Source organism: Rhodococcus sp. BS-15, from assembly GCF_000813105.1.
GTDB lineage: Bacteria > Actinomycetota > Actinomycetes > Mycobacteriales > Mycobacteriaceae > Rhodococcoides.
The window spans coordinates 1-12,407 of the sequence record NZ_BAOX01000134.1; the positions used below are offsets into that span (position 1 = coordinate 1).

A 12,407-nucleotide genomic window follows, 5' to 3' on the forward strand; every position below is an offset into this window, starting at 1 on the left:
AGCGGGGCGGGGCGAGGCGCGACCACCGGACCCCGCGGCGGTGCGATCCGGCCTTCAGGAGGTGCGACCGGCTGACCCGTCGTCCGGTACATCGGCTGACCGTAGTTCTGTGGCGCGACCGGCGGCGACACGAAAGGCGGCGCAAAAGACGGCGCACGGGACGGCGCAGCGGGCACAGGCGGCGACGCAGCAGGGACTGGAGCCTGACGAGCGGCACCGAGTTGCGACTGCAAGGTCTGCAGATCGACGGCCACCTGACGCATGTGGTCGCCCAAAGAATCGAAGCGACTGGACAAGCGCGCGACGAGTTGCGGATCCAGCCCGGCGTTCTGGGAAGAAGTCATGGGATAGATCCTGCGAGCATTGCCGTCGAAAAGCGTGAGTAGTGCTACTCGGTTCACTCGAGTAATCGACGCGGGTACCGCGAACGACTAGCCGAACATCCTGCGGATCGAGCTACCGAAGGGATGCTTCGCGGTCACCGAGCCCAAGCGAACCTTGCCCGAGACGATCAGATGTAGCGGGCCGTACGGCGGGCCGGTGCGGACTTTGTTGGTGACGCTGCCCGCGATCGTATCGACGGCGTTGACATCGACGGTCGCCTCGGTCGGCACGATCAGCGTCATGGAACTGCAATAGTCGTCGACGTGTATTTCGACCACCTGAGTGGTCATGACCGCCTGAGTGAAGTCGAGTGTCACCGAGGACATGCGGGTCGAGATACGAAGGCTGGGCGGTACATTCCACCGACCCTTGCGGGTGATCGTGGACATGGTGGCGCGCAGCGCGTCCGACGAGCCGTCGTACCGCCTGGGCTCGTACGCGACGCGGCCGGGTGCGGGGGGCGCAGTCGGCCCGACAACGGGCTTCGGTGCCGGACGGTGCTGTTCGGCGATCTGCATCCCGGGCAGGTCGCGAGTACCGAGTTCAGCTCACCGCGGGTTTTCGACGCCAAGGCGGTGTCCATTCGCTCGGTGAACTCGCCGAGCGAGAGCATGCCCTGCCCTACCGCGCGTTGCAGCAATTGCCCGACGTGTTCGCGTTCGGCATCGGACACTCGCAGATCCCTTGCCTCCATGTGATCAGGGTAGCGAAGATCTCAGGCTGCGCGACCGCCCAGAACCGAGAGCATTCCGGACACCGACGCGGGCCAACCGAACTGTTCGGCGCGCGACCGGGCGGCGATCCGGGCACCGTCGACGGGCAGTTGGAGTACTCGCGCTATCTCCGAAGCGAATCCGTCGGCGGTGTTCTTCGAGGTTCCCCCGCAGTGCGGGGTGACGATCTGTGCCAGTGCCGAGGTCTCGGAGACGACGACGGGTGTGCCCGCTGCCAGTGATTCGAGCGCGGCGAGCCCGAAGGTCTCGTGCGGTCCGGGCGCAAGAGCGATGTCGGCCGAGGCCAGCAGGGACGCAACCGTCGACCTGCCGGCGACGAAGCCGAGGAAATGGACGGGCAGGCCGCGGGCACGTCGCTCGAGACCTGCCCGTCGGGGACCGTCGCCGGCGATGATCAACCGAGCTTGATACCCGAGTCACGCAGCGCAGCAAGCGAATCGATGCTCCTGTCGACGTGCTTCTCCACCGAGAGCCGGCCACAATGCACCAGCAGGCGATCGGCGCTGCCCAGCCATGCAGACCGATCGCCGACGTGCCGACGCCGCGGATGGAACAGGTCCAGATCCACGCCGAGCGGCACTCGGTGCACGTTGCGGACACCGATGCGCTCGAACTCCTGCTGTGCGAACTCCGTGGTGCACACGACGGCGTCGTACTGTTCGGCAGTGCGGCGGTTGGCCAGATCGGCGACTAGGCGCGCACAGCGCATCGGCATCGTCTGCGCGAGCAGACGATCGAGGCGTTCGTGGGAGATCATCACGCTACGCACATCCCGGCGCGCGGCCCATCGGCCCATGCCGCGCAGCGTGAGTCGATCCGACACTTCGATCACGTCCGGGGTCAACCCAGCCGCTACCGAGGACACCCGGCGCGGATCGGCCACCCGATAGCCGCCGGTGCCAGCGATCTGCGGTGCGGGTACCTCGATGCGCACCACTCCCGAGGTCAACAGTTCTTCGCGCCACTGCGCTCCCGGCACGATCAGCGTCACCTCGTGACCACCCGCGACGTAGCCCGATCCGAGCTGGTCGACGGCTGTCCGCAAGCCCCCGGACCGTGGTCCGTAGAAGTTGGCGAGTTGGACGATGCGCACCAGATCAGTCTTCTCGGCCGAGAATCCATCGGGCGGCGAGGCGGTGGACGGTGGCCGAACCCTCGCGGAATTCCTGTGTGGGGATGGCTACCAGCGGTAGGTGGAACAGATGCGAGTGACACTGCAATCCACCGGCAACGCCCCGGCCCCCGAGGTCTGGGAGCGCTACATGGACCCTACGGCCTGGAAGACCTGGGCCCCGCAGATCGTCGGCGTCGAGTACAGCGGCGAGCGACTCGCCGCCGATACCACCGGTCGAGTGCTGGGGCCGCTGGGCTTACCGATCGATTTTCGGGTGCATTCGGTGGACGAACGTTCGTGGACGTGGGCGTGGTCTGCGTGGTTCCAGAACCAGGCGATCGGGATCGACCTGGCACACGGGGTCGTCTCACGACCGAGCGGAACCAGGGCCTGGCTCACGGTCGACGGCCCGGTTCCGCTGGTTCTGCCCTACCTGCCGGTCGCAAAGTTCGCGCTCGGCAGGTTGTGTTCGCAGTAGATTCGGCGAACCCCGAAGAGCTATTCGGACCGCGTGACGGTCTTCTCCTCGGACTGGTCGGCGACGTCGGTGGGTTCGGGCGTCGGCAGCGAGGGCTGCTCGCCCGACCCGTCCAGATGCCCGTCGAACTCGTCGACCGCCTCGGCGCGTTCGTCGCCGGTCTGATCGTGATCGGCGTCGGTCCCCCTCGAGTGCTGCGACGGATCCACCGTGGTGTCCACTGCTGAGCTGTCCTGGGCTTCTTCGCTGTCGGTCATGAGATGCAGAGTGCCCCGCCGCCACCGAGACAAACCCCTACAGACCCTTTTCGATGGCGTAGCGGGTGAGCTCGACGCGGTTGGCCAGCTGCAACTTCCGCAGCGTCGCCTGCACATGGTTCTCGACGGTGCGGTGGCTGAGCGTCAATCGGGTCGCGATCTGCTTGGCGCTGAGCCCCTTTGCGACCAGGCGCAGTACCTCGGTCTCCCGGTCGGTCAGTGTCGGGCGAGTATCCGATTCCGGTTCCGGCGACGACGACATCCGTCGGAACTCCCCGAGCACCAAGCCCGCAAGACCTGGGGTGAACACCGCCTGCCCAGCCGACGTGGCGCGGACGGCGTCGAACAATTCCTCGGCCGATGCACTCTTGACCAGGTAACCCGTCGCGCCTGCCTTGATCGCGTCGAGAACGTCGCTGCGTTCCGCAGAGGCCGAGAGCACCAGAATCTTCGTCTGGGGCGACGCGTCCAAGACGGCCACGGTGGCGTCGGCTCCGTTGCCGTCGGGCAGGTGCATGTCCATCAGTACGACGTCGGGAGTGGTCGCTCGGGCGCGGCGCCCGGCAGCAGCGACGCCGTCCGCGGTGGCGACGACCCGGAATCCGGCGGCATCGAGATCTCGGGCGACGCCGTCACGCCACATCGGGTGATCGTCGACGACCATCACCGCGATCTCGACATTCGAATTCTCGTCCCCGGTCATGCCGATCCTCTCGCTCGTGGAACTCGGATCTCCCATTCGGTCCCCTCCCCCTCGTCGGTGTCGAGTATCGCAGTCCCGCCGAGAGATTCGACCCGGCCCAGGATCGATTTCGAGACGCCCATTCGGCCTTCGGCTTCGGCGGCCGCCAGCCGTCCGGCCGGGATTCCGCGGCCGTCGTCGCGAATACTCACGATCAACTCCCCGTCGACGTCTTCGAGCAGTACATAGGCCTTGGCGTCGGTGCCCGCATGGAGAGCGACGTTGGACAGTGCAGTGGCCACCACGGCGGCGAGTTCCTCGGCGATCTCGGATTCGACGAGAACCGGATCGGCAGGTGCCGAGACGGAAACCGAGGTACCCGCCTGGGTGCGCAGCAGCGCCCGAGCGTCGACGATCGAGCCGGTGTGGTCGCCGCGTGGAGCTGCCTGTTCCGAGATCAACACCCGCAGAGCCACTTCCTGTTCACCGGCCAACTCGGCGAGTTCTGCTGCCGGACCACCTATTTCGAGACCGCGTCGACGCACGAGAGCCAGTACCTGCAGCACACCGTCGTGTACCTGTCGGGCGAGCCGTTCGCGTTCTTCGGTGATCGCGGCCAATCGTGCTGCGCGACGGAGTTCTTCGTGGGCCCGCCGGGCAGTGTTCGACGCCAATCCCAGTGCCAGTCCGGCCGAGAGCAGCACCGGGGCGGTGGCGTCGGACCACAGATCGAGGTCGAAACGGTCACGAACGAGGGCACTGACCACCGACATCGCCACTCCGGATGCGATTCCGCCCTTGGGCCCCACAGGATTGCGGCAGATATGACGGCGTTGGTGGCCCACAGGGTGGTCGGCAGGGTTTGGCGGGTGCTGTACCAGTCGTAATCGGCCACCAGGCGCGTCGACGCCATCAATGCGATGACGATGACCTGATCGGCGAACACCACCTGCCAGCGCGGAAGCGTTGCGCGCGAGAGCAACAGCGCCGAGGCCCCCGACCACACGGACATCAGGGCAACGAGCACCCAGCTCAACCGCGGGTTGGTGTAGTTGTCGACGGTGGCGGCCTGGTAGCTGACGGCGTAGACGAGGGTGATCAGCCGAAAGGCCTGGGAGGCCCGCCACAGCGGGGTCTCGGGATCGGACGAGGTGAGCGTGGTTCGCCCCCGATCAACCGTCCGCATCGGTCTTGGGGCTCGAAGTCTTCGAATCCGGGGTCTTCAGTTCTCCCTTGGCAAGTCGCTCCGGTTCGGCCGCACCCGGAGGCGTGTGCGGATCGCTCGGCTCGGCCGCGTACAGCGGGTCGGTCACCTCGAGTTCCTCGTAGACCTCGTCCGGGTCATCGGCGAGCAGCGACCGAATTGCGGTATTGAGGACTGCGACGATCGGCACTGCGAGTAGGCCTCCGACGATGCCCGCGAGCAGAATGCCGACGGTGATGGACAGCACCACCGCCAGCGGGTGCAGTCGCACGGCGCGTCCGAGCAGGAGTGGTTGCAGCACATGCCCTTCGAGCTGCATCACGGCCACCACGATGCCGAGGGTGATGACGGCGGTGATCAGCCCCTTGGTCACCAGGGCGATGAACACGGCGACGAACCCGGTCAACACCGCACCGATGATCGGGATGAAGGCGCCGATGAACACGAGTGAGGCCAGCGGGAGGGCCAGCGGCACACCGAGAACCGCGAGACCGGCACCGATTCCGATCGCGTCCGCTGCAGCGACGGCAACCGTCGCGCGGACATATCCCACCAGCGACCCGAATCCCTGGATGCCCGCGGTGCGGATTTTTCTGCGGGCTGCGGTCGGGGCAAGACGGGTGATGAACTGCCAGATCTGATCGCCGCCGTACAGGAAGAAAATGAGGGTGAACAGGGTGAGCAGTGCGCCGGTGAGTATCTCGCCGATCACCGCCGCGGTGGTCAACGCTCCACTGGTGACGGCTTCCTGGTTGTCCTGGATCACCTTGACGAGATTGTCGGTGGCCTGTCGGATCTGGTCCTCGCTGATGTGCAGCGGTCCGGTACTGAGCCAATTCTCGACGCTGTTGATGGATTGGGTGAATTGATCGCCCACCTGCGGCAGACCTTCGATGAACTGCTCGACGATGAAGGTCATGATCCCGGCGACGACACCGATGCTCGCGATGATGACGATGATCACCGCAACGGCCCGCGGAACTCCGCGCCGGTGCATCCAGTCGACGACCGGGACGAGCATCGCCGAGGCCAACAACGCCAGGCCCAGTGGAATGAAGACGGTACTGAGCTCGGCAACCACATAGGCGAAAGTGACGAATCCGGCGAACAGGACAAGCAGTCGCCACGTCCATTCCGCCCCGACCCGCACCATCGGGTGCACCGAATCTGCAGCCGAAGTAGGGCCCGGGGACGCCCCCGTACCTTGCGCCCGCAACTCGTCGGTGCTCACCCGCTAAATTTAACCCGTGCTGGCATCTTTCCGAGCGGTCTCGCTCACCCTGAAGAGTCGCTGGCCGCTCTATATGTTCTCGATGCTCATCGCGAACGTCTTCGGCGCGATCCTCGTGTTCGCCTTCGTTCGCTACGGCCTGCCCATCCCGGAGTCGCAGTCCATCGTGGCCGACCGGGTCCGCAACGTGTACATCTTCGGGGCATACCTGGGCGTGGCCCTGGTGGTCAGCCTGATCTACGCCTACATACTTCTGCGCTCGGTCATTCGCTGGCAGCTGCGCGGCGGCCCGCCCACCCGCAAAGAACAGATGACGACGCTGCACGCGCCGTTGCGGCAGGCGATCGTGCACCTGATTCTGTGGATCATCGGCGGCATCATCTTCGTGCTGTTGACCATCGCAGAGATGCCGTCTCTGTCGATTGCCGTCATCGTCACCGTCGGCATGGCCGCCACCGTCACCTTCGGGTTCACGTACATGCTGGGCGAGCGCATCCTGCGACCGGTCGCCGCTCTCGCCTTGAGCGAGGGCCGGTTCGATCGCACGATGACGCCCGGCGTCGGCACCCGGATGGCCATGACGTGGGGACTGGGCACGCTGATGCCCGTCATCGGCATCATCCTGCTGTGCGCCACCCAGCTCACCACCGATCTGGTGTTCTCCCCCAACGCGCTCGCCGTTGCCATCATCCTGCTCAGCGTGCTCGCCATCGTGCAGGCATTCGTGCTCTCGATGCTCACCGCGAGCCAGATCTCCGACCCGATAAGTCAGCTGCACAGCGCCATCGAACGAGTACAGCGCGGAGAGACCGACGTCGAGGTGGATGTGTTCGACGGCAGCGAGATCGGTCGCCTGCAGGTGGGCTTCAACCGAATGATGGAGGAATCGGCCGAACGACGCGTCCTGCGGGAACTGTTCGGCCAGCACGTCGGCGAAGACGTGGCGCGTCGAGCATTGCAGTTCGGAACGGAACTCGGCGGCGAGACCCGATTCGTCGCAGTGCTGTTCGTCGACATGGTCGGCTCCACCGCTACGGCCTCCGAGCGCCCACCGAGCGAGGTCGTGGTGTTGCTCAACGAGTTCTTCCGAGTGGTCGTCGACGTCGTGGGGCGTCATCACGGTTTCGTCAACAAGTTCATGGGCGACGCCGCCCTCGCGATCTTCGGAGCCCCACTGGATCGTCCCGACGCACCGACCGCCGCGCTCGCTGCTGCCCGTGAACTGCGTTTCGCGCTGGACGAGATCACCGGGCTCGACATCGGCATCGGTGTGTCCGCGGGGCTGGCTGTCGCCGGCAACATCGGTGCGTCGGAGCGCTTCGAGTACACGGTCATCGGAGACCCGGTCAACGAGGCGTCGCGACTGACCGAGCTGGCGAAACTGCGTCCCGGACGCGTCCTGGCGTCGACCTCGGCCCTGTACTTCGCCGACGACGAGGAACAGGAACAGTGGGAGCTGGGAGACCAGGTGCAACTGCGTGGTCGACGACGTGCGACCCATCTGGCCTGGCCGGTGGAGTATCCCGATTCCTCCTCGAGCGACGGTTAGTCTGACAGGGTGCCCGACCCCAGCTCCACCCGCGGACCCACTGTGCGGCGTCCGCGAAACCGACTCCGGTGGGTCAAGTGGATCGCCGGCATCGCTTGGTGGCACTGCTGGTGGGTGAGGCCGTCTACCTGTGGCCGCGGCTGCACGAATCCTGGGCCGCGGTCCGCGAAATCCATTGGGGTTGGCTTGCGGCCTGTGTCTTCGCGCAAGCGGTGTCGCTGAGCGCTTTCGGCAGGGTGCAGAAGCAGTTGCTCGACGCAGGTGGAGTGAAAGTACGCCAGCGCAAGTCCGTCGCCGTCATCTACGGCAGCACCGCCATGGCGCTCACCCTCCCCGCAGGTCAGGTGTTCTCCACGGCGTTCACGTATCGCGAGACACGCCGCTGGGGAGCGAGCCCGGTCGTCGCGTCGTGGCAGCTGGCCATCTCGGGCGTGATCGCCGCGGCAGGACTGGCCGTGCTCGGCCTGGCAGGCGGACTGGTGGTCGGCAGCTCGTTCAACACGTTCACCGTGGTGCTCCCGATCGCAGGTGTCATCGCCATCGTCGCCGCCGTTCGCTACATCTCCAATCACCCCGAGTCGATCAAGAGCATCGCGCGCTGGGGATTGCACAGATACAACGCGTTCCGCAATCACGAGCTCGACGCGGGTGCCGAGGGGATCGACAAGATCATCGGCCAGATCCAATCCGTTCAGCTCGGCAAACGCGACGGCGCGCTCACTCTGTCGTGGTCCGCCGTGCATCGACTCGCGGACGTCGCCTGCCTGGCGTTCGCGTGCTTCGCCGTCGGCGCGGATCCGCGACTGTCCGGATTGCTCATCGCCTTCGCTGCCGGCAAGGCCGTCGGATCCGTTCCCCTCGCACCAGGTGGCCTGGTGGTCGTCGACGCAACCCTCATCGCGTTTCTCACCAGCGCTGCTCGATCAGCGCATCGCAGGCCGTCGCGTCGGCCCTGGTGTACCGCGGCGTCAGTTTCATCCTCGTCGCCATCGTCGGGTGGATCGTGTTCCTCGTGCTGTTCCGCAAACACCAGCACGCCGATCTCGAATTCGACATCGAGCTGGAACAGCAGGAGACCGCCGAGCTCGAGCAGCAGGAGACCGCCGAGCTGCGGCGCAACGAGGAGATCCGCGACGCCGAAGGCGACCCGAAAACCGCGTAGCCACCCCTTCCTCGGTATGGCGTCCGTCACTTTCTGTTCATCCGGAATATATACGGACCACGGTCCGCTTGTGTACTATGAGTTTGAACCTTCAACCCACCAAGGAGTCCTCATGACCACCGCCATCGCACTTCCCGAGCTCACCGCAGGCACCTGGGCCATCGACGCAGCCCACTCCACCGTCGGATTCACCGTCCGCCACCTGGTCGTCAGCAAGGTCCGTGGCCGCTTCCAGACCTTCACCGGCACCATCACCGTCGACGCCGATGGCACCCCGTCCGTGGACGCCGAGATCGACGTCGCCTCCATCACCACCGACAACGCGCAGCGCGACGGCCACCTCAAGACCGCCGACTTCTTCGAGGTCGAGAAGTTCCCCACCGCGACGTTCAAGTCCACCTCGGTCAAGGCCGACGGCGGAGACTTCATCGTCACCGGTGACTTCACCCTCCACGGCGTCACCAACTCCATCGACCTGAAGCTCGAGTTCAACGGCGTCAACGCCGGCATGGGCAACGGACCGGTCGCAGGCTTCGAGGCCAGCACCGTCATCAACCGCAAGGACTTCGGCATCAGCATCGACATGCCCCTCGAAGGCGGCGGCGCAGTCGTCGGCGACAAGATCACGCTGAACCTCGAAATCGAAGCCGGCCTGCAGGCGTAATCCCGCCCCGCTTCACCCCCTTCGGGGAGAACCATCGAAAGGCCCGCACCCACATTTCGTCGGTGCGGGCCTTTCGCTGTCGGTGTCTACAGTGGTGCGCGTGAAGTTTCGTTCCCCAGTAGTTGCTGCCGTCATCGACGTGCTCGTGGTCGTGCTGTTCGCCGCGATCGGTCGCCGCAGTCACGCGGAGGCCACCGCGCTGTCCGGTCTGTTCCACACCGCCTGGCCGTTCGTCGTCGGTGCCGCCATCGGCTGGGTCGTCGCGTTCGCTCTGTACCGCAACAAGTTCGACGCGTTCCTCATCGTCCCGACGGGAATCGTGGTGTGGGTGATGACGGTTGTCGTGGGCATGGTGCTGCGGGCACTGACCGGGCAGGGAACTGCCGGATCGTTCATCGTCGTCGCCACATTGTCCACCGCAGTTCTGCTGCTCGGCTGGCGCGCACTGGCCAAGTTCGTGCCCAGCGTTCGGTGATGGAGACCCGTTCGCGATAGGATGATTCACGGTGCGCCGGGAAGTCTGGTCGGCAACAACTTTGTGCTGCGCGCCCACCGTGTGAAGTTCGGTCGGTTCGCAACTCGACGAAGCTACCGAAAGGCGTTGTCTCCGTGACAGATTCATCCAGCTCCAAAACGCGATTGCCGTTGTTCTCTCGCGGCTCGTGGTCCGAGGCAGACCGGGTTGCGCAAATTCTGCGCAAGGAGACGGTCGGCGGCGCATTGCTCCTCGTCGCCACCCTTGTCGCCTTGATATGGGCCAACTCACCCTGGTCCGCTGCCTACGACTCGTTGATGAGCACTCGCGTCGGGCCCTCGGCGCTGCACCTCGACCTCACCCTGTCGACGTGGGCCGCCGACGGACTACTGGCCATCTTCTTCTTCGTCGTCGGACTCGAACTGAAGCGAGAATTCGTCGCAGGAGATCTTCGCGAACCGGCACGCGCGGCCCTTCCGGTCGCCGCCGCAATCGGCGGAATGGCAGTTCCAGCAATCATTTTCGTGCTGATCAACCTCGGCACCGGTGACGGTGCACTGCTCGGCTGGGCAATCCCGACGGCAACCGACATCGCGTTCGCCGTCGCCGTTCTCGCCGTGATCAGCACCCATCTGCCCACTGCGCTGCGGACCTTCCTGCTGACGTTGGCCGTCGTCGACGACCTTCTGGCCGTCAGCGTCATCGCCATCTTCTACACCGACGACATCAACTTCGTCGCCCTCGGCTTGACGCTGATTCCGCTCGCGCTGTTCGCCGTTGCCGTGCAGATGCGCGTCCGGTCGTGGTGGATCCTCATCCCGCTGGCTGTGGTGACGTGGGTTCTGATGCACGAGTCCGGCGTCCACGCCACGGTCGCAGGCGTTCTGCTCGGCTTCGCCGTCCCGGTCCTGCGCAGCAAGGCTGCCGGTGGTCCGGACGCAGGTCCCGGCCTCGCCGAACACTTCGAGCACAAGATTCGGCCCATCTCCGCGGGCATCGCGGTGCCGATCTTCGCATTCTGCGCAGCAGGCGTGACCGTCGGCGGATTCTCCGGCCTGGCCAGCGCGCTGACCGATCCGATCGCCATCGGCATCATCGCCGGCCTCGTGATCGGCAAGGCCGTCGGCATCTTCGGCACCACCTACCTCGTCTCTCGCTTCACCCGGGCCACACTCGACGCCGGACTGAAATGGCTCGATGTACTCGGTGTCTCGATGCTCGCGGGTATCGGATTCACGGTGTCGCTGCTGATCGGAGACCTGGCCTTCGGTGAGGGAACCCAGCGCGACGACCACGTGAAGGTAGGCGTGCTCGCCGGTTCGGTCATCGCCGCATCGCTGGCCGCCCTCATCCTGCGCAGCCGCAACAAGGCCTACCGCGCCATCCACATCGAGGAAACACGCGACGACAACCACGACGGCATTCCGGACGTGTACCAGAACGAGAAGTAGGCAGCAGCCGTCGGCTACGCGCTGACAGCAACACACACCGTGTAAGGCCCGCCCCGTCAGGCGGGCCTTACACGTATCTGCCCGCGACACTGCATCGGAAGTACGCCGAAGCCGTAGCACCTCTACAGTTGTCGCCGTGAACGAGAACCGGCTCCAGGCATGACACAGCCGCTGGCCCGTCGACTCGGTCTTCTCGACGCCGTCGTCATCGGTGTCGGCTCGATGGTCGGAGCAGGGGTGTTCGCGTCGTTCGCCCCCGCGTCCGCCGTCGCAGGTGCCGGCCTTCTCATCGGTCTCGCCATTGCTGCGGTCGTGGCGTTCTGCAACGCGACGTCCTCGGCCCAGCTGGCCGCCCAGTATCCGACGTCGGGCGGTACGTACGTCTACGGCCGTGAGCGGCTCGGCGCGTGGCCGGGTTTTCTGGCCGGGTGGACGTTCGTCATCGGCAAGACTGCGAGTTCGGCGGCCATGGCGTTGGTGTTCGCGGCCTACGTCGCACCCACGGGATACACCGAACTCGTTGCTGTACTTGCTGTTGCGCTACTGACAACGGTGAATTACTTCGGCATCACTCGCACTGCCTCGCTGACCAAAGTTCTGGTCACCGCGGTACTTGCCGTACTTCTCGTCGGGGTCGTTCTCGGGCTCACCGGCTCCAGGGGTCCGGGCGTCGACAACTTCGGGCCCGCTACCGGCCATGGGTGGTACGGCATTCTGCAGTCGGCGGGTCTGCTGTTCTTCGCTTTCGCGGGCTACGCGCGCATCGCCACGCTCGGTGAGGAAGTCACGCGGCCGGAACGGACCATTCCGCGTGCCATCGTGTCCGCCCTCGGTATCGCGCTCGTGGTCTATGCGGTGGTTGCGCTGGCACTGCTGTCGGTTCTCGGCCCCGAACTCCTGGCCTCGTCGTCTGCCCCATTGGTCGATCTCGTCGTTGCATCGGGACACTCGTGGGCGTCGCCGGTGATGCGAGTCGGCGCCGGCCTGGCTGCGCTTGGGGCGTTGGCTCGCGCTGACTCGCA

Annotated in this window: 9 protein-coding genes and 5 pseudogenes; 7 read left to right on the top strand and 7 right to left on the bottom strand. The window is 65.6% G+C overall.

All coding sequences use genetic code 11. The features are described from left to right. The 3 pseudogenes from RHBS_RS29765 to RHBS_RS15760 form a co-directional block, all read right to left on the bottom strand. Positions 1 to 344 (bottom strand): annotated as a pseudogene (locus RHBS_RS29765) (DUF2339 domain-containing protein); the annotation flags it as partial. Between the two features lie 87 nt (positions 345 to 431). Beyond that, positions 432 to 1,078, bottom strand: a pseudogene (locus RHBS_RS15755) (DUF1707 domain-containing protein). 21 nt (positions 1,079 to 1,099) lie between these two features. Then, positions 1,100 to 2,211: pseudogene (locus RHBS_RS15760) on the bottom strand (glycosyltransferase). Positions 2,212 to 2,320: 109 nt separating this feature from the next. Here RHBS_RS15760 and RHBS_RS15765 point away from each other — a divergent pair. After that, positions 2,321 to 2,710 carry a MarR family transcriptional regulator gene (locus RHBS_RS15765; protein ID WP_128645991.1) on the top strand — a complete coding sequence of 130 codons (390 nt, stop codon included), beginning with the start codon at positions 2,321 to 2,323 and terminating at the stop codon, positions 2,708 to 2,710. 20 nt (positions 2,711 to 2,730) lie between these two features. On the opposite strand, the gene RHBS_RS15770 is transcribed toward RHBS_RS15765, so the two are convergent. The 4 genes and pseudogenes from RHBS_RS15770 to RHBS_RS15785 form a co-directional block, all read right to left on the bottom strand. Then, on the bottom strand, positions 2,731 to 2,967 hold the full coding sequence (locus tag RHBS_RS15770) for an autophagy-related protein 2 (RefSeq protein WP_128645992.1): 237 nt from the start codon (positions 2,965 to 2,967) through the stop codon (positions 2,731 to 2,733). 37 nt (positions 2,968 to 3,004) lie between these two features. Beyond that, positions 3,005 to 3,631 (bottom strand): response regulator transcription factor, encoded by a 627-nt coding sequence (locus RHBS_RS15775; RefSeq protein WP_187298508.1) that lies wholly within the window; start codon positions 3,629 to 3,631, stop codon positions 3,005 to 3,007. Between the two features lie 35 nt (positions 3,632 to 3,666). After that, a pseudogene (macS, locus tag RHBS_RS15780) lies at positions 3,667 to 4,835 on the bottom strand (MacS family sensor histidine kinase). After that, positions 4,822 to 6,015 carry an AI-2E family transporter gene (locus RHBS_RS15785; RefSeq protein WP_128645996.1) on the bottom strand — a complete coding sequence of 398 codons (1,194 nt, stop codon included), beginning with the start codon at positions 6,013 to 6,015 and terminating at the stop codon, positions 4,822 to 4,824. Before RHBS_RS15785 ends, macS begins: the two are co-directional and overlap by 14 nt. Before the next feature lie 142 nt (positions 6,016 to 6,157). On the opposite strand from RHBS_RS15785, the gene RHBS_RS15790 reads away from it, so the two are divergent. The 6 genes and pseudogenes from RHBS_RS15790 to RHBS_RS15815 all read left to right on the top strand — a co-directional run. Further along, positions 6,158 to 7,633, top strand: coding sequence for an adenylate/guanylate cyclase domain-containing protein (locus RHBS_RS15790; protein ID WP_128645997.1), 1,476 nt, complete (start codon positions 6,158 to 6,160; stop codon positions 7,631 to 7,633). Positions 7,634 to 7,642: 9 nt separating this feature from the next. Next, positions 7,643 to 8,795: pseudogene (locus RHBS_RS15795) on the top strand (YbhN family protein). Between the two features lie 112 nt (positions 8,796 to 8,907). Beyond that, positions 8,908 to 9,459, top strand: a complete 552-nt coding sequence (locus RHBS_RS15800) for a YceI family protein (RefSeq protein WP_121871285.1) — start codon at positions 8,908 to 8,910, stop codon at positions 9,457 to 9,459. A gap of 91 nt (positions 9,460 to 9,550) precedes the next feature. Next, the gene (locus tag RHBS_RS15805; RefSeq protein ID WP_187298509.1) at positions 9,551 to 9,934 is read left to right on the top strand and encodes a DUF3054 domain-containing protein; all 384 of its coding nucleotides are present in this window, start codon (positions 9,551 to 9,553) and stop codon (positions 9,932 to 9,934) included. 134 nt (positions 9,935 to 10,068) lie between these two features. Beyond that, entirely contained in the window at positions 10,069 to 11,385 is a 1,317-nt protein-coding gene (gene nhaA, locus RHBS_RS15810) for a Na+/H+ antiporter NhaA (RefSeq protein ID WP_128645994.1), read from the top strand. A gap of 159 nt (positions 11,386 to 11,544) precedes the next feature. Further along, the coding region (locus tag RHBS_RS15815; RefSeq protein ID WP_128645995.1) for an APC family permease at positions 11,545 to 12,407 on the top strand (863 nt) is incomplete at its 3' end.